The following is a 20,178-nucleotide window of genomic DNA, read 5'->3' as shown; positions in this document are numbered from 1 at the left end:
CGTTCACCTACTTTACTTATCGCTTTTTCCAAGCATTGCTAATATTTTTTGGCGCTCTTTTTCAAAATCCATCGTACTTGAAGAAGCGCTCTCGTCTGGTTGCTCATTGCGTTTATAAAACCATTCAGGTACTTTTTCCTTACGCTGATTATTTGCTCGTCCTTTGACATACTGATTATTATTTTTAGCTGGTGCCTGTGGTTTATTTTTCCACGTTGTATATTTATCATGTTCTTGACGTGCAAGTTCCATTGCTTCCTTCGCCGTCTTAATGTTTTTTCGCACCCAGTGATCGGCAATGGTTTCCACATACTTTTTAGGTAGTTTCATATCCGTAGATAGCATGACATATTCAAGTAGTGCATTAACCACGCCTACCGGCATCCCATGTTGCACGATTAAGCTCTCAGCTAATTGTACAGATGTTTGCAATGGCTCTTTACCATTATTAATATCTCGCAACACTTGGACAGGAGGTGTTGACTCTAAATAATGTTGCAACTCCTGATCTTTTGTTTTTTGAACAGCATCTTCCTCAACCGGTGGAGCATATACTTTGGCAAGCTTTGGTGGCTCTTTTGAAACAGTAAGCTTATAAAAATCGGCTGCCGCTTTTCGTAATCGTTCTTGTGAAATACCTAACTCATCATCAAGCGCTAAAATAACAACCTTTTGCATATCCAATGCCGTTAAATGATAGAGGAATGCTAATTTGGCAATTGTTTCGCGCACTTCAAGCGTCAGCAAATTTGCGGGTACTAACTGGTCAGATAAACCTGCCTGTAGCAACTCAAAATCAAATTGCTCAAAATAAAACGGGTAGACCTTTTGTGCATTTTCTTTGCTATCAATGCCACCCTGCAAATCGGTAGGAATATTGGTATTAACCGGTTTAAAAACATCCATAAAGGCGCGTGATACATCTTTATATTCTGTACCCCTTATAGGCTGAATAAAACGTTGGCGCAATTTCCGATACGCCTGCTCTCCGATTTTACTAAACAAAAACATTGATAATAAAGGATCTTTCATAAAACTATCTGCATCAAGCGGGCGCATAAGCTCATATAAAAAGCTTCGCTGTTCTGCCTCTTCTTTTTTCCAAGTACGTAACAAACCGATTGCTTCAAGTGCAATACGTGCTTCGAACACTTTACCGATTGGTAGTCCTAGCACATTCATTAAATAATAATGATTCATTTGCTGTTTTGGCATTTGCTCTGCTTCAGCCCATAGTGTTAAATAAAGACTGATTGGTTCAGCACCCGTTAGAGGTTGATAAAATAATGTTACTAATTGACGTTCCATCGTGGAAAGCGCATGAGGTAGACGAATGTCAAAAGTATCTGCGGGCTGCAATTCTTTATACAAATGAATCAACGTCATTCACCCTCTCTGTTTTTCCTAAGATTTTTGCTCTGTTTGACGTTGAATAATTTCTTTTATTTCCTCAATAAATACATTGATATCCTTAAACTGACGATAAACCGAGGCAAATCGAACATAGGCCACCTCATCAATTTTTGCCAAACGATCCATCACCATTTCTCCTACATCCTCTGATCGTACCTCAGCGTTCCCAATACGGCGAAGGTCTTTTTCAATAGATAGAACAAGTCCCTCTAAAACATCTAAAGCAACCGGACGTTTTTCACAAGCACGAATAAGACCACGCAGCACCTTCTCGCGGCTAAACTCTTCCCGTGAGCCTTCTTTTTTCACAACGACTAACGGTGTTTCTTCAATTTTTTCAAACGTTGTAAAACGAAAGCCACATGACTCACATTCACGACGTCTACGAATTTCTTTATTATCATCTACTGGCCTCGAATCCACTACGCGTGTTCCGTTAAATTGGCAAGAAGGACATCTCATATTTTTACTCTCCTGATTCCACAACAATTTGATATTTGTATTATAACAAATTTCCTACAAATAAGAAAAGTTCATTTGGTGCCAGGCACTCAAACAATTTGCTTTACATCCTAACTTGCAAAAAAAAGCACATTGAAACCATAAGATTTCAATGTGCCAATAGCGTTCATTATGCGTTAACTGTTTCTAGCGCTTTTGCAACTTTTTGCACTAGGTCTACAACACGTGCAGAATAGCCCCACTCATTATCGTACCAAGCAAGTACTTTTACTTTACGGTTACCCATCACTATTGTTGAAAGTCCATCAACTGTAGATGAGTATGTTGTTGTATTGTAATCAGCAGATACAAGCGGCTCAATTGAGAAGTTTAAAATACCTTTCATCGGCCCTTCTGTTGCTGCTTTGACAAATGCAGCATTAACTGAATCAACTGTCACATCTGTATTTAAATCTACAACAAGGTCAACTAGTGATACGTTTGGTGTTGGAACGCGAAGTGCCATACCGTGAATTTTGCCTTCTAATTCTGGTAACACTAATTTTAATGCTTTTGCAGCACCTGTAGATGTTGGAATAATCGATTGTGCACAACCGCGCGCACGACGTAAATCTTTATGTGGGTTATCTAAGTTTTTTTGGTCATTTGTATATGCGTGAACTGTTGTCATTAAACCGCTTTCGATACCAAAAGTATCATTTAACACTTTTGCAACCGGTGCTAAGCAGTTTGTTGTACAAGAAGCATTTGAAATAACATCATGTTTTTCAACATCAAGCTTTTCATCATTTACACCTAAAACAATTGTAACATCTTCGTTTTTACCTGGAGCTGTTAAAATTACTTTCTTTGCGCCTGCTTCAAGGTGCATTGCTGCTTTCTCACGATCATTGAATTTACCAGTTGCTTCAATTACAATATCCACGCCCATTGTAGCCCATGGTAATTTTAATGGATCACGTTCGCTAATAATTTGGACACGTTTACCATTTACAATTAAAGCATCGTCTGCTGGTTCAACCGTACCTTCGAATGTTCCGTGATTTGTGTCATACTTAATCAAATGTGCTAACGTTTCCGCTGGGTAGCTTGCGTTAATTGCAACAATATTTAAACCTTCCTGTACGATCGCTTGGCGGAAAACCATACGTCCGATACGTCCGAAACCGTTAATAGCAACTGATACTGTCATTATAAAATCCTCCTGTGAGTGCATACTCATATTCATTATATACTTTATGCTAATTAGTATAACACAATTTTAAAAAAGATGAACATTATATATCCATAATAAAAAAGTTCTTATTTTCTGAAAAATAGCACCTTTTTTGAAATAAAAAAATTCAGTACTTCATGTTTATTATTACGCTTATAAACAAAAAAATGCACAGCAATAATTGCTGTGCCTAGAATGCCTTTGGCTACATACTGGTTGATTTGTTCTATGGGCGAGCACGCCAACTAACCTAAGATGTGGTACAAAAAGGTGAAAAATAACAAAGGCATCAAGAATAATCTCTCGATGCCTTTTTGGAGCTTCTCTGTGTAGTAATTAACGTTGCGCTTTTTGACTAAAGTACGCCCCAATGCGTCAGAATTTTCTTTAACTGCTCTTCTGTTTGTTGTAAATTTTCATTGTTGTAAATCACCGCATGTGCACTTTTTTCTTTCACAGACATGGGTAACTGTGAATGCATACGAGCTAGCGCATCTTCCTTTGATAATTGATTGCGCTCCATTAATCGTCGAAGTTGCACCTCTTCACTAACTGAAACAACAAGTATTCGCTCTACAAAATGCTCCAATTTACTTTCAAACAGTAATGGAATATCCATCACGACATGCTTTTGTCCAGCCTCTATATATGCATCGCGTTGGCGTAACATTTCCTGACGAATAGCAGGATGCATAATATCATTTAAAATTTTGCGTTTCGCCGGCTCATGAAAAATAATATCACCAAGCTTTGGACGATTTAAGTTGCCATCTTCAAGTAAAATGTCTGCACCGAAATTTTGGACAATAAGTGCCAACGTCTCCGTTCCTGGTTCCACAACATCACGTGCTACAACATCTGCATCGACAATCGGTAATCCAAGCGCTGTCATCATTTTGGCGACTGTGCTTTTACCACTTGCAATACTTCCTGTTAGTCCGATAATCATAGTAAATTCCCCTTTAATGTTGACAATTTGGACAATATACAGATGTACGTCCACCAATTGTCATTTGACTCGTCCCTGTTCCACACACTGGGCATATCTTTTTACCGTACATTTGTAATCGATTTTGCATGCTTCCTGCCTCGCCATTAATATTACGATAATCCGAAATCGTTGAACCTCCCGCTTCAATACTTTGACGCAGGACGTCAACAATTGCCCCAAAAAGTGCACGTTTTCGTTTTTCACTTATGCGGTTCATTTTGCGGGCTGGGTGAATTTTTTGAGCAAATAATGCTTCTGTCGCATATATATTGCCACAGCCCGAAATCACTTGGCCGTCCATAATGACTTCTTTAACAGCCTTTTTCTCGTATTTCGGTAGCATGGATTTGGCTATAAAATAATCACATGCTATCTCATCAAACGGTTCAGGCGCCATTTTTGTCAGTGGCGCATGATCTTCAATTTTCGTTAAAAATCGCAACTCACCAAAACGGCGAATATCTGAATAAATTAAATAGCCACCATCTGCCATTTGAAAAGTTGCATGAATATGCTTTTTAAATTTTTCTTCATTGATTTCTTCAGGCGTGTTGACGATAAACCATGCACCTGTCATGCCTAAATGACTGACTAATACATAGGACACATCTTCTTTCACCAAATGAAAAAATATATATTTAGCACGGCGCTCAATCTTCGTAATCGTCATTTGAGATAATGCCATTTCAAATGCATCGGGCTCAGCTTGCTTAACGATACATTGCTTTCCTTCATCATAAGAAAAGCGGACAATTTCTGACAGTTGAACCTGCTTAATTGTGCGACCTTCAACTTCCGGCTTTAATGCCTGCACGACACCTTCTACCTCTGGTAATTCAGGCATTTTACCCCTCCTTACTTTGCTTCGTACCAAGTTGCCCCATAGTTGAAGTCCACTTTCAATGGAACAATCAACTCAATGGCATTTTCCATAACCTCTGGTACAATTTTTTCGAGCAAGGCAATTTCTTCTCTAGGCGCTTCAAAAATTAATTCATCGTGCACCTGTAAAAGAAGTTTTGCTTGCATGTTTTCCTTTTTCAAGCGAGCATCCATATCAATCATTGCTTTTTTAATAATATCTGCCGCGCTTCCTTGAATCGGCGTATTCATCGCTGTGCGCTCTGCAAAGCTTCGTAGATTGAAATTCGAACTCGTGATATCTGGTAAATAACGACGACGATTCAATAACGTTGTGACAAAACCATTAAATTTTGCATCTTGGACAATCTCATCCATATAGTTTTTTACACCAGGGAAGCTGGCAAAATATTTCTCAATAAAAACGGCTGCTTCCTTACGTGTGATATCTAAATTTTGTGATAATCCATAATCACTAATGCCATACACGATACCGAAGTTAACTGCCTTGGCAGCTCTACGCATGTTGCTATCAACTTCTTCTGCGGTTACATGGAAAACATCCATCGCGGTACGTGTATGAACATCCATGCCTTCACGGAAAGCTTCCACTAAGTTTTTATCCTCTGACATATGAGCAAGTACACGCAACTCAATTTGAGAGTAATCCGCAGAGAAAAGAATCCAATCTTCTTGCGATGGCACAAATGCCTGACGAATTTTTCGCCCTTCCTCTAAACGAATTGGAATGTTTTGTAGGTTAGGGTCCGTTGAGCTTAGGCGACCTGTTGACGTCAATGCCTGTTGGAAGCGTGTGTGTACTTTTCCGTCTTCTTTATGGATTTCTTTTAGCAAGCCTTCAATATACGTTGATTGTAACTTACCGAGCTGACGGTACAGTAAAATATGCTCGATAATGGCATGCTCTGGCTTTAATTTTTCCAACACATCTGCTGCTGTGGAATAACCTGTTTTCGTTTTTTTAATCACTGGTAAACCTAGCTTGTCAAAAAGGATAACGCCTAATTGCTTTGGTGAATTTATATTGAATGCTTCGCCCGCTTCCGCATAAATTTCCTGCTCAATCACTACTAATTTATTATTTAGCTCCTGCCCCATCGTTTCAAGTGTGGCACGATTTACTGTAATCCCTTCACTTTCCATTTCACTTAAAATCGACGCAAGTGGTAGTTCTAAGTTTTTATACAGTTCAAACTGTTCATTTTCCTTTAACAATGCCTCTAGTTTAGGTTGTAATGTCCACACAGCAAACGCTTTACGACTAACATGTTCAGCTAGTACATCACTTGCTGGTATAGCACGTTTTGCTCCTTTACCATAAACCGCCTCATTTGCTTGCACTTCTCGATAGCCTAAATCCTTTGCAAGTGTTGCCACATCATCACCGCTAAGTGCAGGGTTATTAATATAGGATGCAAGCAATAGGTCAAACTCCACCCCTGCTAAACGAATACCTACACGCTTTAAAGCCGCCTGTGCTGCCTTCGTATCTGTTATATATTTAATCTTCGTAGCGTCTTCTAACCATCGACGTAGCAAATCAGATGTAGAAGCCACTTCAAATGGCACATAAATCGTAGCTGTGCCATCCGTTAAAGCAATACCTAGTGGCTGACAAGTATGATAATGCTCATCTTCTAACTCTACATGTATCGCCATAACGTCCTTTAAGTGCTCTGGCTTCACTTCTTGTACAATGTCAAAAGCAAATGGTGCCTGTTGGTGTTCTTCCACAGTAAAATTACTTTTATCTAGTAGTGATTTGAAGCCGAGCTCCTGCCACACACTAATTAGTTCTTCTTCGTTAGGTCCACCATAAGCAAGGTCATTTAACGTTAAATCAATCGGTGCTTCAGTAAAAATTGTAGCAAGCTTTTTACTCATTAATGCCTGCTCTTCATTGGCAACAAGCTTTTCTTTCATCTTGGAAGCCTTTAACGTATCCATTGCTTCATACAGTGCCTCAACTGAGCCATGCTCTTTTAACAATTTAACAGCCGTTTTTTCGCCAACACCAGGTACTCCAGGAATATTATCAGAGGCATCCCCCATTAAACCTTTCATATCTATAATTTGAAGAGGTGTTAAGCCATACTTTTCTTCGATAAATGCAGGTGTGTTTTTTTCGATTTCTGTAATGCCCTTTTTCGTAATATACACTGTTACCTTATCCGTTGCGAGCTGGGTAAGGTCACGGTCTCCTGACACGATAATTACTTCCATATCTTGTCCTGCTGCTTCTTTTGCCAATGTGCCAATAATATCGTCCGCTTCGTACATGTCTAGTTCATAGCGTTTAATTCCATAAGCATCAATCAGTTTGCGAATATAAGGAAACTGCTCTGAAAGTTCTGGTGGCGTTTTTTGACGGCCACCTTTATATTCCGTAAATGTATCGTGACGAAATGTCGTTTTACCTGCATCGAAAGCAACGAGCATCTTCGTCGGTTGTTCTTCCTCCAAAATTCGTTGCAACATCGTTGTAAAGCCGTAGACTGCATTGGTATGAATACCGCTATCATTTGTCAGCAGTGGCAATGCAAAAAAAGCGCGGTAAGCTAAACTATTACCGTCTAGTAATAGTAATTTTTCCTTAGTCATCTTATTTCCTCCTGAAGTCGTCGTTCTTTTCATTGTAAAACGAAAACGTATGTTTGAAAATGCCTCTTTCCTCTACTTTATCGGGAAAACAGACTTTTTACCAATCATAGGGACGCAGATCAGTTGAAAAATTAAAATCACGCAACATTCCATGGTATTTTCCGTTAAATCCATAAAAAAAGTCAATTGCACATGCAATCGACTCTACTCTTATTGACTAACATTTTTAGCTCTTTCTTTACGAAAGAAAATTTCCTCATAAATAACGGTCATCATGAAAGCATTCATAAAAGCAATAACAAAAAATAGCGGCATACCGCCTAGTTTTAACTGTGTTAGTCCTGCACTAAACACCATGACTACGCCGATTTGCGCGAGGAAGAAAATAAAACCAATGCCCACCTGCCAAATTGGGCGTTTCTCTTGCCGTTTCTCGTACCAAAATATTTTTTTAAAAGCTTTGCGTACATCCTCTGCAATGACTAATCCTAATAAAAATAAAATAACAAAAAATACCGGTATATGATAAACACTGTTCGTCATCCAAGCAAAATCAGATATACGAAAGAAAAGTGTAAAAAACGATGCGATGCTACAAGCAATCCCTAAGTTTTGGAGCCACGTGCTAATGGTTAGTTTCACAGCTATTACCCCCATCTATCATTTCTAAACAACATCATTTTATCAGAAAATAGCAGTCTATAACACAACCAATTATTTGTTAGAATTATTTTCATAGTTTGGATACTAGCATTACTACAAGGTCAAAAGAGAAAAAGTGTTAGAATGATTGTCGTCAATCTAACACTTTTTTGCTGCGCCGTTATTGTCCACTTCAGCGGTACTTTCCGCTCAGCACAGTAAGCCGCAACCCTCGCTAACACGCGGAATGCCCGCGTCTTACACTGTGTGCGTTCTGAGCAGAAGTCACCACTTAGCTCCTAACAACTAGTACTATCTATTATATTTAGTATATTCTTTATTAACCCCTGCAAGGATTCCAGTATTACTTTATATAGCCTGATAACACTTTTGCATACGGTGAAGTAGACGGCAAGATAATCACCGTATCCTCACCAACTGTTTTCTTATATGATTCTAACGTACGGTAGAGCGAATAAAATTCCGGGTCTTTAGAGAAGGAGCTATTGTAAATTTTCGCTGCCTCCGCTTCTCCTTCCGCTTGTATCAATGCTGCTTCTTTATTGGCTGTTGCTAGCATTTCTTGCACTTCTCTATCTGTTTGTGCTTCGATACGGCGTTTATCCGCATCACCTTCTGATAAATATAGTTGTGCAGTTGATTGTCGTTCTGAAACCATACGCGTAAATACAGACTGCTCATTTTCTGCTGGCAAATCCGTTCGACGGATACGTACATCTACTACTTCAATTCCGTATTTATCGTTTAGCAATAATTCATTCACACGTGCTGTTACACGATCATTTAAACTACCTCGAGAGGAATTTTCATCATTAATGATTTCATCGTATTTAAGTTGACCAAGCTCTGTTCGAATGACAGAATAAATAAACTCCTCCATTCTAGATTCTGCCTTCGTCAGCGTACCCGCATTGGAGATTAGTGCTTTCGGGTCTGTAATGCGCCATACTGCATAATTATCAATAATGATACGTTTTTTGTCCTTTGTATTAATCTCTTCCTCTGAAATATTATAGGTCATTTGATTTTTGGGTAGCGTTGTTACACTTTGAATAAATGGTACTTTCATTTTAAGCCCTGGATCACGTTCAAATTTTACTACTTCCCCAAATTGTCTAACAACAGCATATTCAGATTCTTTTACGATATATACATTAGCAAAAAGAATAATGGCAATAGCAAAAACAACAGTTAATGTGACAACAAGAGAAATGTATTTTTTAGGATTCAACGGGCCCTTTTTTGACATCTTGATAACATTGTCTCCATCACTTGGAGCAGTATTTTTTGATTTCCCTGATAAAAAATTTAGAAATTTTTCAAGATCTTTATTTTTCTGGTCCATTAATTACCGCTCCCTTCTTTTTTATCTGTTGGTGCCTGCTGTTCTTTTGGCTCCTGTTGTACTGTTGGTTGTAATGCTTGTAATGGCAAATACTTCATCGTACTACCATCATCATTCATAATATAAATTTGTGCCTTCGGAAGAACATTTTCGAGCGTTTCTAAAATTAAACGTTCTCGCGTAATTTGTTGGTTACCTTTGTATTGTTCATACATTTTATTAAAGACTGCGACATCCCCATGAGCTTGCTCAATACGAGCTGTTTTCGCACCATTTGCTTTTGAAATGATGGCGTCCTTTTCCCCTTCAGCTTCACTAATTCGTTGGTTTTTATATTTTTGCGCTTCATTCGTTTTTGTATTTTTCATCTCGCGTGCATCTGTTACTGCAGTAAATGCCGCACGTACTTCCGCATTCGGTAATTCTACATCTTGTAATTTGACACCTAATACGCCAATCCCAATATCATATTTATCTATAAGTGAAACAAGCAATTCTCTTGTTTCGGCTTCAATATCTGCTTTTCCATCTGTTAACGCAGCATCAATTGTTGAACTACCAATGATTGAGCGAATGGCGCTTGATGTAGCGCTATGTAATATTTCTTCTGGATTTTGTGCATTAAATAAGTATTTGCTAGGATCTGTAATTTTCCATTGCACTACAAGATCTGTTAAAACAATATATTCATCACCTGTAATCATTTTCGTTTCAGCATCATAAGCTTCCAATTCACCTTCTTTATTTTGCTTATAGCCAAACTGTAAACTAAATGTTTCTCTTGACAAAATCTCAACGGATTGTACAGGCCAAGGCAATTTAAAATGTAAACCTGGATTTGTTACCGTTTCATCAGCACGGCCAAACGTGATGACAACTGCTTGCTCCGATTCATCGACTGTGTACCATGAAGTAAATACAGCGATTAGTGCTACAATGCCGAAAATCCCAAGCCCTACCATCATTAGTGTCCTTTTCACACTCATGTCTGTTCCTCCCTTATGCTTAGTACTATTGTATACGGGATATTTCATAAAAAGATTCAAAATAATTTCATAAAGTAAAATTAGATAAATTGTTTGAGTGACTGGCACACATACAATTACAAAAAAATATCCCGTCACCGTGAAGGTAACAGGATATTCATAACGAAATGTTCTAACACTGGGAAAAATGTAGCTGACAACACGATGCTTATTAGGGCAGCTACAATCATCGCTAAACTAGCAAAAGTACCTTCTAGTTCCCCTAATTCAAATGCTTTTGACGTACCCGTTCCATGCGCACCCATGCCAAGCATTAACCCTCTTGCAGATGGCTTTTGGAAACGACATATCCGCATCACGATTGGTGCAAGTAGGCTAGCTAAAATACCCGTTGTCATAACAAAAACCGCAGTAAGCGTAGGTGAACCACCTATCATATTGGAAATATCCATCGCAATAGGCGTTGTGACAGACCGTGGCACTAAGCTATGAACTAGCTCATCATTTAGCCCAACTACTAACGCTATAATAAAGGAAGAAGCGATTGCAACGGCTGATCCGATTGCAATGCTAAGGACAATTTCAAATGCATGTTTTTTTAATAGATCAAAATTTTTATAAATCGGTACAGCAAATGCAACGGTTGCAGGCCCTAATAAATTCGATAAAATATCAGCCCCTGCATTATAAGATTCATAGGATGTACCAGTTACTAGCAACAATAAAATAATAACTAACGGGCTAATCAAAATTGGCGTAAGCCATTCTTTACGAAACTTTTGATAGAGCGCTTTGCAAGCATAAAAAATCGCAATGGTCCCTAATAAACTGATGACAGCAATCACTATGTTCATGCAGCATCACCCTTCTTTCTCTCTAACCACTGCGCAGTATAACCTGTCACTAACATTACTACAAATGCACTTACTGAAATAACAAGTATTACTTTCACGCCTTGTATACCGAATAATGCATCATAATCAATGATACCTATCGCGGAAGGTATGAAAAATAATAACAATTCACTAAGTAATAACCCTGCGCCTAACTCAATCCATTCTAATTTAATAAGATGAAACTGTAACATTAAAAATAATAAAATAAGTCCAATTATACTACCGGGAATCGGCAAGTGAAGTAAACGAGCAATGCTATTCCCAATAAATAATATTATATAAAGATAGCCAATTTGCACGAAACTTTTGACGATTTTCATGGTCAACCTTCTCTCAATTTTTTATGCTACTATACTTTACACCTAAATCTACTACGTGTAAAACAGAAAAAATCTATCCCCAAAATAAATTTGGAAATAGATTCTTCTGTGGCGAAAGCTAAAGTAGCAACCATAAAAATCTTCATACAAGTTATCAAGATTTTTTCTTCATTATTTTCGTCTTCACAAAATAGGGGGTTTCTATAAAACAGTATAGCCCTCTATTTTGAATCCTACATATAATTATTGTAAAGAATTTGTTAATTTTTTAGGAATCATTACAATCATTTTTGTGCCAACCCCTACTTTACTTTCTACCTGAATTCGCCCATGATGTGCCTCCACTAAATGCTTAACAATGGCTAGCCCTAAACCGGTTCCACCCGAATTTCTACTACGTGCACGATCGACACGATAAAAACGTTCAAAGACACGTGCAATTTCATGCTTTTCAATCCCTATACCTTCATCTTCAATTTCAATAATTCCATACATATCATTTTCCTTCAAGCGAATCGTGACGGTTGTATCTTCAGGTGAATAGGTGATGGCGTTTGTGATTAAATTCGTTACAATTTGAATAACGCGATTTGCATCCCCCATTACTTCCACATCACGAGCAATATCCACATGAAAGCTCATATTTTTTTCATCGAGTCGTGGCCCTGTTAATTCTGCTCCACGTATCAGTACATCCTGCAAGCCCATAGGCATAATATTTACCGTGAAACCATGTTGCTCGATTTTAGATAACTCTAATAAATCTTGGATGAGCATTTGAAGACGATTGCTCTCTTTATGCATAATTTCTAAAAAAGACAGCAGCATCTTTTCATCCTTGTATGCACCATCAAGCAGTGTTTCAGAAAAGCCTTTAATGGATGTAATCGGCGTACGCAGTTCGTGTGATACATTGGCTACAAAGTCTTTCCGTATTTGCTCTAAGCGTACAAGCTCTGTTATATCATGCATAACAATGACAACGCCTAGCCAACGTCCGTGGTCGCCAATAACAGGAGCACCGTACACTTCTTTATTATATAACTCCTGCTGTACTTCCATTTTTATTTGTTGGCGATAGGGCATTTCTGTTAAAAATACATGGTCTATAAATTGCTCAAGCGTTTTCGGTAAGCCAATCGTACGAAAAACTTTTCCTTGTACATCCTCAAGTTGCATACCAAAGCGCTCTAAAAACACGCGATTGACGATTGAAATATTCCCCTCACGTCCAATCATCATAAGTGAGCTGCCCATGTTTTCAATTAACGTTTTTAGCCTTTCTTCTTCTACTTCACGAATCGTCGTAATATCCTGTAAATTACGCGCTAAAATATTGATGGAATGACTAAGAGGCATCATGCGTTCCTGCTCATTCTCGTGTGCACGAGCACGGTAATTTCCTTTTGCTAATTCAAGTGCCGTTTCGGTTACATTATCAATCGGTGCGGTGAAATTCACAATCATGTAACGACTTACAACGGCTATTAATAGCAGCGTAATCGTAAATAATATTGCTAAAACACCATACAGGCGGGCACGCACGTATGACAAGAGCGAGTCCTTTATTTCGATTGTTTGAGATGCAACTAATGCTTTTTTATCTTCCTCAGATAAAGTAATTTGACGTTCCTCTAGTACTTTTTCGATTGCTTCTTGACTTGATGAGCTCACCTGCTCTTTGTATTGTTCTACATAAACAGGAAAAAGCTGACCTATAACAATCATTAGGACAGCTAGAATCGTTCCGAGTGAGAGCATGAATGTCAAGAATAAGCGGTTACTCATTGATTTCATGAAGTTTTCGGCTCCTCAAATTTATAGCCAAGACCACGAATTGTTTTAATAAACATCGGTTTACGACTATTTTCTTCAATTTTATCGCGGAGGTGACTAATGTGCACATCTACAATACGAGTATCGCCTGCAAAATCATACTTCCAGACAGCACTTAAAAGCTGATCACGCGTTAAGACACGGTTTTTGTTTTCGAGTAAATAAATAAGCAACTCAAATTCTTTCGGTGTAAATTCCAGTGCTTCCTCTTGTAAAAATACTTCAAAACGCTCAGGAAATACGCGTAATTGTCCAAATTCGTACATTTTTTCTTGAGATGCATCCTTATCCTCAATCACAACATTTTGTGTAAAGCGTCTTAAAACCGCTTTAACACGTGCTAATACTTCACGTGGACTAAAAGGCTTTGTCATATAATCGTCAGCCCCTAATTCCAAACCAAGTACTTTATCGAATTCATCATCTTTTGCTGTTAACATAATAATCGGTGTATTCATTCGTTGTTGACGAATTTGCTTACAAACTTCCATACCATCTAACTTTGGAAGCATTAAGTCCAAAAGGATTAAATCGGGCTGAATTTCCATGGCTCTATTTAGCCCTTCTAAACCATCGGCTGCCGTCTCAACTAAATAGCCAGCCTGTTCTAAATTATATTTTAATAAGGTCGCAATAGAAAACTCATCTTCTACAACTAAAATTGTCTTTGTCATGTATATTGCCTCCGTTAGTGATTTGAAACCCCCATTTCAAATCTTAAGACGCTCGCTATAATGCCAGTGGTGGTGTCACCAGCAATGTACCTTCAATTACAAGCTGCTTTTGTTCATTATAGGAGAGCACAGATACAGTAATAGTATTCTGTACTTTATTGACTGCTGTTACCTCTAAAAACGTATCAAATAATTCATAATGATAGAGTGGTCCTAAATACGTTAAATGTTGTTCGATAATACGCGCTCCTGGTCCAGGTATATACTTTGAGACAGCTGACGTAATTATGCCATTTAACATAATAGTTGGTACAATTGGCTTTTTAAAAGGCGTCATCGCTGCATATTCATGTTGAATATATAATGGATTACTATCATTTGTAAGTCCTAAATAAAGCAATAAATCCTTATCTTCTATTTTTTCAGTAATATGAATTTTCTCGCCAACTGTAATTTCATCAATAGTGAGACCAAGCTTACTGTTCTTTTGAAGCAAAGATACGCCAACCCCTTTTCTATCATACTACCTTCATAGTATCAATTTTATTCTAAAAGTACAACGAAAAGCAGAATAACCATTTTATAACTAGGCATAGTATAAAGTACAAAAGTGGCTTTTTTTAATATTTTTCTGCATAAAAAAAATCGAGTAAGAATGAATCTTACTCGATTTCATAAACTTTGATTAAGCTAAAACTTTCATAACTGCTTTGACAGCGTCAGCAGAATTATCTAATGCAGCTTTTTCTTCATCCGTTAATGCCAGTTCAAAGATTTTTTCAATACCGTTTGCACCAAGTAATGTTGGTACTCCTAAATAAATATCATTGTAACCATATTCACCTTCTAGGTAGGCGATAGATGGAAGTATACGCTTTTGATCTTTAATGATTGCTTCAGCCATTTCAACAAGTGCAGCTGCTGGAGCATAGTATGCGGAACCGTTACCAAGTAAGTTGACGATTTCTGCACCACCATTGCGCGTGCGATCTACAATTGCTGCTAAACGTTCTGGAGCGATTAAAGTTTCTAAAGGAATACCACCAGCAAAAGAATAACGAGTAAGTGGTACCATTGTATCACCATGACCACCTAATACAAAACCAGTAATGTCTTTTACAGAGATGTTTAGCTCTTCAGCTACAAAAGCACAGAATCGAGCGGTATCAAGTACACCTGATTGTCCGATTACACGGTTTTTTGGAAAGCCCGTTTCTTTAAATACTGTGTAAGTCATCGCATCAACAGGATTTGTCAATACGAGAATGGTTGCGTTTGGTGAATGAGCAGCGATTTCTTTTGAAACAGTTTTCATAACGCCTTGGTTAATTTGAACTAAGTCGTCACGGCTCATGCCAGGTTTACGTGCGACACCTGCAGTAATGATGACTACATCAGAATCAGCAGTATCTGCATAGTTAGAAGTACCTTTTACAAAAGAATCAAAACCTTGTATTGGCGCAGCTTCCCACATATCTAAAGCTTTACCCTTTGTTGGATTTTCAGCTTGTGGGATATCGACTAATACAACATCGCCAAGTTCTTTTTGTGCTGCTAAAAAAGCTGCAGTTGCGCCGGTGAATCCGCCACCGATTACTGAGATTTTTTTACGTTTCAAAGTCATTTGAATACGCTCCTTTTATTTTAGGATATATGCTAAAAAAGGGAGGAGAATAAATTCTCTCTCCCTCGATTAAACCAGGTACTAATATTACTGTAGCAAACCAATTTTACATGAAACAAACGTCTGTTGACACATTCCGGATTGTTACAGTGATCATTTTTACGCTATTTCGTAAAAATTATAGGTTTTTAATTAGTTCGTTAGCGAATTCTGAACATTTCACTTCTGTAGCGCCGTCCATTAAACGAGCGAAGTCATAAGTTACAACTTTTGAAGAGATTGTATTCTCTACAGATTTAGTGATTAGATCAGCCGCTTCTTGCCATCCTAAGTGTTCAAGCATTAATACACCTGAAAGTAATACTGAAGATGGGTTAACTTTATCTAAGCCAGCATATTTTGGAGCTGTACCGTGAGTAGCTTCAAAGATCGCGTGACCAGTTACGTAGTTAATGTTCGCGCCTGGAGCGATACCGATACCACCAACTTGAGCAGCTAATGCATCAGAAATATAGTCACCATTTAAGTTCATTGTAGCTACTACATCAAACTCAGTTGGACGAGTTAAAATTTGTTGTAAGAAGATATCAGCGATTGAATCTTTTACTAAGATTTTACCAGCTGCTAAAGCTTCAGCTTGTGCTTTGTTTGCTGCTTCTTCACCTTGGTCAGCTTTGATTGCATCATATTGGTTCCAAGTGAATGTTTGATCAGCAAATTCAGTTTCAGCTAATTCATAACCCCATTTTTTGAATCCACCTTCAGTGAATTTCATGATGTTTCCTTTGTGAACTAAAGTCACAGAAGGACGGTTATGTTTAATTGCATATTCGATAGCAGAACGTACTAAACGCTCAGTACCTTCTTTAGATACAGGTTTTACACCGATACCTGAAGTTTCTGGGAAACGGATTTGGTTAACACCAAATTCAGTTTGTAGGAAGTTGATGATTTTTTGAGCTTGTTCAGAGCCTGATTCGAATTCGATACCTGCGTAGATGTCTTCTGTGTTTTCGCGGAAGATAACCATATCAACGTCTTCTGGACGTTTAACTGGAGAAGGTACTCCGTCAAAGTGACGTACTGGACGTAAGCAAACATATAAATCAAGTTGTTGACGTAATGCTACGTTTAGAGAGCGGATACCACCACCGATTGGTGTAGTAAGAGGACCTTTGATTGCAATTAGGTATTCGTTAATTTTGTCTAAAGTATCTTGTGGTAACCATTCACCTGTTTGGTTGAATGCTTTTTCACCAGCTAAAACTTCTAACCATTCGATTTTCTTTTCGCCGTTATAAGCTTTTTCTACAGCTGCGTCAATTACGCGAGATGCTGCTGCCCAAATATCTGGACCGATTCCATCACCTTCGATGAATGGGATTACTGGGTTGTTTGGTACATTAAGTACGCCGTTTTCAACTACAATTTTGTTTGACATTGATGTTGCCTCCTAAATTCATAATCATAGGACTGTGTTATAGGTAACACAGTCCCAAATATTCTAGCATAAATTCCAAATTAGCGCTCGCTGATTGGAACATATTTTTGCATGCCTGGTCCAACATACTCTGCACGTGGACGGATTAGGCGGTTGTTAGCATATTGTTCAAGAATATGTGCTACCCAACCAGAAGTACGTGAAACTGCAAAAATTGGTGTGAATAAGTCATGATCGATACCTAAAGAATCGTACACTGATGCAGAGAAGAAGTCTACGTTAGCAGGTAATTTCTTTTGTTCTACGATCATGTCATGGATTTTAACTGACATTTGATAAAGTTCTGGTTTACCAGTTAGTTCAGTTAACTTTTGTGACATTACACGTAAGTGTGGTGCACGTGGGTCGCCTTTGCGGTATACGCGGTGACCGAAGCCCATGATTTTTTCTTTGTTGTCTAATTTATTTTGAATGTAAGATTCAACGTTTTCAAGTGAACCAATTTCAGTTAACATCTTCATAACTTGCTCATTTGCACCGCCATGAAGTGGTCCTTTTAATGCACCGATAGCTGCAGTTACGCCAGAATAAACATCTGATAATGTAGCTACACATACACGTGCTGTAAATGTAGAGGCATTTAATTCGTGGTCAGCATGTAATACTAATGCTTTATCGAACGCTTCTACTTCGATTGCTGCTGGCTCTTCGCCTTTTAACATATATAGGAAGTTTGCTGCATAGCTAAGCTCTGCTTTAGGTTGGATTGGCTCTAAGCCTTTACGTACACGTGCAAATGCAGTCACAACTGTTGCAATTTTAGCTTGTAGACGGATAGCTTTACGGTAGTTAGCTTCTGGATCCATCACATCCGCTTCTTCATCGAATACACCAAGTAAAGATACTGCCGTACGAAGTGCAGCCATTGGATGTACAGTTGAAAGTGGGTACGTTTTGAATTGGTCTACAATTGCTTGTGGAATAGACATGTTGTCTGCTAATTGTTGTTTTAACTCAGCAAGCTCGTCCGCTTTAGGTAAACGAGTGTGCCATAGTAGGTAAATAACCTCTTCAAATGATGCGTTGTCTGCTAAATCATCAATGTTGTAACCAACATATGTAAGTGTGTCATCGATAATTGAACTGATTTTAGATTCCGCTGCTACGATACCTTCTAAACCTTTTGTTGCTGACATAAATTATCGCTCCCTCATACTAATAATTTTTATTGTAAACGCTTTTTCAAACATAGCATTTACGTTTTTTGCTCACATGAACCATTAAGTAAATCGCTTACATTGCTATTATAATCATTTTTGACAGCTTTGTGAATGAAAATCCTTTAAATAAAGAAAAAGTCGGACGAGCGACTATATATGCGTACTAAAGAGGGTGTTTTGTATATTTTGACAATATTTTTTCATTTGAATCGGGGTGATTTTGTAAAAATGAGGAATATTAAATATTTTTCATACGAAAGAACTATTAATATTTTCTGGTTTATTTTCTATTTAGTAATTCTTTGGTTCGTATTACCTGTGTCTCTTGCTATATTTTTATCATTTACCACATATCCTATAATAAATTTTCTTCATAAGTACTGTAAAATCGCTTATTGGATTGCTGCAATTATCGTTGAAATATTGATACTTTCTTGCATTGTTCTCCTCATTATTATATCAATAAACAGCATTATACTCATCTTTCCAGAAATACGAGACACACTCCAAAACTTCCCATTATTCACTGAATATGAATCCATTTTCATGCAGTTTTTACAGGAGAAATCGCTGTCTATTTTTGATTCAATCGTCGTTTATACAGCAAATTTATTTCAAATATTTATGAAGCACGTCATTGAAGTTTTTATCTTTCTTGTTGCATATTATTTTGCATTATTAGAAACAAGGAAATCTCGTTATTGGTTTTTCCAATATGTCCCGAAAAAATATAGACATGAATGGCAATCTCATTTTTCCAAAGTTATGCAACTGTTTCATTACTTTGTATTCGTGGAATTTCAGTTATTTACGATTACACTGCTCATTCTTTGTGCAGGCTTTATGATGTTCCAATTTGACCAAGCTATTACGAAAGCATTTATTGTTGCTTTTGCAGATGTACTACCTTTTTTCGGCATTGGTGTTTTTCTTGTCCCAATGAGCATTTACTTTTATTTTAATGGTAATACCTTTTTATGTGTTGCCATTTTACTATTGTATTTGTTTGTCCAACTTACAAGGCAGCTAGCTGAATCTATGCTTTGGTCGAATACACTGCAATTACGAACATTTCACACATTTTTCATCAGTGCTGCCTCCATTTTATTATTCGGCTTTTATGGTATTTTACTAAGCCCATTATTTTTATTTTTAGCTGTTAAACTGAAAGAAAAATCTATTTTTGAACAATGATAAATTGTCCTTTTTTCATTTTTTTACGCATCCAGTAAAATACGAGCGGTTGGAATAATTTTCGTGTTATTGGTAACAGCAATAACAACCCGATAACATCTGTTATAAAACCTGGTAGTGCTAAAAGTACACCGCCACTAAAATTCAACATGGCATCGACTAATGCAGGTCCCGGAGCTTCTCCTCGTGCTACCATATGTTTTACGTTTTTCACGGAATTAATACCTTTATTTTTCGCTATATAAATACCAATAATTGTCGTTGCGACAACAAGTAATAATGTATTGAAAACGCCAATATTTTGACCAATAACTATTAATAACGCCAGTTCGGCTAATGCATATACAACAAAACTAAGAAAAAATTTTTTCATATTTTTCTCCTTTCTATTGAAAAAGCTATACCTTCTATACG

General features: G+C 37.6%; 19 protein-coding genes. 1 reads left to right on the top strand and 18 read right to left on the bottom strand.

Annotated elements, in window-relative coordinates; genetic code table 11:
• Positions 1–12: 12 nt before the first annotated feature.
• The 17 genes from LS41612_RS06525 to citZ all read right to left on the bottom strand — a co-directional run bounded on the left by LS41612_RS06525 (position 13) and on the right by citZ (position 18,546).
• Positions 13–1,386 carry a replication initiation and membrane attachment family protein gene (locus LS41612_RS06525; protein ID WP_029747352.1) on the bottom strand — a complete coding sequence of 458 codons (1,374 nt, stop codon included), beginning with the start codon at positions 1,384–1,386 and terminating at the stop codon, positions 13–15.
• A gap of 18 nt (positions 1,387–1,404) precedes the next feature.
• Positions 1,405–1,875, bottom strand: coding sequence for a transcriptional regulator NrdR (gene nrdR, locus LS41612_RS06520; protein ID WP_024363821.1), 471 nt, complete (start codon positions 1,873–1,875; stop codon positions 1,405–1,407).
• 169 nt (positions 1,876–2,044) lie between these two features.
• The gene (locus LS41612_RS06515; RefSeq protein ID WP_024363820.1) at positions 2,045–3,067 is read right to left on the bottom strand and encodes a glyceraldehyde-3-phosphate dehydrogenase; all 1,023 of its coding nucleotides are present in this window, start codon (positions 3,065–3,067) and stop codon (positions 2,045–2,047) included.
• A gap of 379 nt (positions 3,068–3,446) precedes the next feature.
• The gene (coaE, locus tag LS41612_RS06510; RefSeq protein ID WP_024363819.1) at positions 3,447–4,040 is read right to left on the bottom strand and encodes a dephospho-CoA kinase; all 594 of its coding nucleotides are present in this window, start codon (positions 4,038–4,040) and stop codon (positions 3,447–3,449) included.
• Positions 4,041–4,053: 13 nt separating this feature from the next.
• Positions 4,054–4,926: a bifunctional DNA-formamidopyrimidine glycosylase/DNA-(apurinic or apyrimidinic site) lyase gene (gene mutM / locus LS41612_RS06505; RefSeq protein WP_024363818.1), complete on the bottom strand. Its 873-nt coding sequence runs from the start codon at positions 4,924–4,926 to the stop codon at positions 4,054–4,056.
• An 11-nt stretch (positions 4,927–4,937) separates the two neighbouring features.
• Positions 4,938–7,565, bottom strand: a complete 2,628-nt coding sequence (polA, locus tag LS41612_RS06500; protein WP_024363817.1) for a DNA polymerase I — start codon at positions 7,563–7,565, stop codon at positions 4,938–4,940.
• A gap of 210 nt (positions 7,566–7,775) precedes the next feature.
• Positions 7,776–8,207 (bottom strand): hypothetical protein, encoded by a 432-nt coding sequence (locus LS41612_RS06495; RefSeq protein WP_024363816.1) that lies wholly within the window; start codon positions 8,205–8,207, stop codon positions 7,776–7,778.
• Between the two features lie 364 nt (positions 8,208–8,571).
• Complete coding sequence (gene hflC, locus LS41612_RS06490; protein WP_024363815.1) at positions 8,572–9,573, bottom strand: protease modulator HflC; 1,002 nt, start codon at positions 9,571–9,573, stop codon at positions 8,572–8,574.
• The gene (gene hflK, locus LS41612_RS06485; protein ID WP_024363814.1) at positions 9,573–10,559 is read right to left on the bottom strand and encodes an FtsH protease activity modulator HflK; all 987 of its coding nucleotides are present in this window, start codon (positions 10,557–10,559) and stop codon (positions 9,573–9,575) included. Before hflK ends, hflC begins: the two co-directional genes overlap by 1 nt.
• 134 nt (positions 10,560–10,693) lie before the next feature.
• Positions 10,694–11,413: an LrgB family protein gene (locus tag LS41612_RS06480; RefSeq protein ID WP_024363813.1), complete on the bottom strand. Its 720-nt coding sequence runs from the start codon at positions 11,411–11,413 to the stop codon at positions 10,694–10,696.
• Complete coding sequence (locus LS41612_RS06475; RefSeq protein WP_024363812.1) at positions 11,410–11,775, bottom strand: CidA/LrgA family holin-like protein; 366 nt, start codon at positions 11,773–11,775, stop codon at positions 11,410–11,412. The genes LS41612_RS06480 and LS41612_RS06475 overlap by 4 nt, the downstream gene beginning before the upstream one ends.
• A 243-nt stretch (positions 11,776–12,018) precedes the next feature.
• A complete protein-coding gene (gene pnpS / locus LS41612_RS06470) occupies positions 12,019–13,572 on the bottom strand; it encodes a two-component system histidine kinase PnpS (RefSeq protein WP_024363811.1) in 1,554 nt (517 codons plus the stop codon).
• Positions 13,569–14,285 (bottom strand): response regulator transcription factor, encoded by a 717-nt coding sequence (locus LS41612_RS06465; RefSeq protein ID WP_024363810.1) that lies wholly within the window; start codon positions 14,283–14,285, stop codon positions 13,569–13,571. Before LS41612_RS06465 ends, pnpS begins: the two co-directional genes overlap by 4 nt.
• A 55-nt stretch (positions 14,286–14,340) precedes the next feature.
• Positions 14,341–14,781: a MaoC/PaaZ C-terminal domain-containing protein gene (locus LS41612_RS06460; protein ID WP_024363809.1), complete on the bottom strand. Its 441-nt coding sequence runs from the start codon at positions 14,779–14,781 to the stop codon at positions 14,341–14,343.
• 189 nt (positions 14,782–14,970) lie between these two features.
• Positions 14,971–15,909, bottom strand: a complete 939-nt coding sequence (gene mdh / locus LS41612_RS06455; protein ID WP_024363808.1) for a malate dehydrogenase — start codon at positions 15,907–15,909, stop codon at positions 14,971–14,973.
• Between the two features lie 178 nt (positions 15,910–16,087).
• On the bottom strand, positions 16,088–17,350 hold the full coding sequence (gene icd, locus LS41612_RS06450) for an NADP-dependent isocitrate dehydrogenase (protein WP_024363807.1): 1,263 nt from the start codon (positions 17,348–17,350) through the stop codon (positions 16,088–16,090).
• Positions 17,351–17,430: 80 nt separating this feature from the next.
• Entirely contained in the window at positions 17,431–18,546 is a 1,116-nt protein-coding gene (citZ, locus tag LS41612_RS06445; protein WP_024363806.1) for a citrate synthase, read from the bottom strand.
• A 252-nt stretch (positions 18,547–18,798) separates the two neighbouring features.
• Here citZ and LS41612_RS06440 point away from each other — a divergent pair, with 252 nt between their 5' ends.
• Positions 18,799–19,764: an AI-2E family transporter gene (locus LS41612_RS06440; protein ID WP_229387366.1), complete on the top strand. Its 966-nt coding sequence runs from the start codon at positions 18,799–18,801 to the stop codon at positions 19,762–19,764.
• Here the strand turns inward: LS41612_RS06440 and LS41612_RS06435 are convergent.
• A complete protein-coding gene (locus tag LS41612_RS06435) occupies positions 19,748–20,137 on the bottom strand; it encodes an FxsA family protein (RefSeq protein ID WP_024363804.1) in 390 nt (129 codons plus the stop codon). The genes LS41612_RS06440 and LS41612_RS06435 overlap by 17 nt on opposite strands.
• Positions 20,138–20,178 lie beyond the last annotated feature (41 nt).

The sequence above is a fragment of the Lysinibacillus sphaericus genome, assembly GCF_002982115.1.
Taxonomy (GTDB): domain Bacteria; phylum Bacillota; class Bacilli; order Bacillales_A; family Planococcaceae; genus Lysinibacillus; species Lysinibacillus sphaericus.
This window is presented reverse-complemented; position numbering and strand designations above follow the sequence as displayed.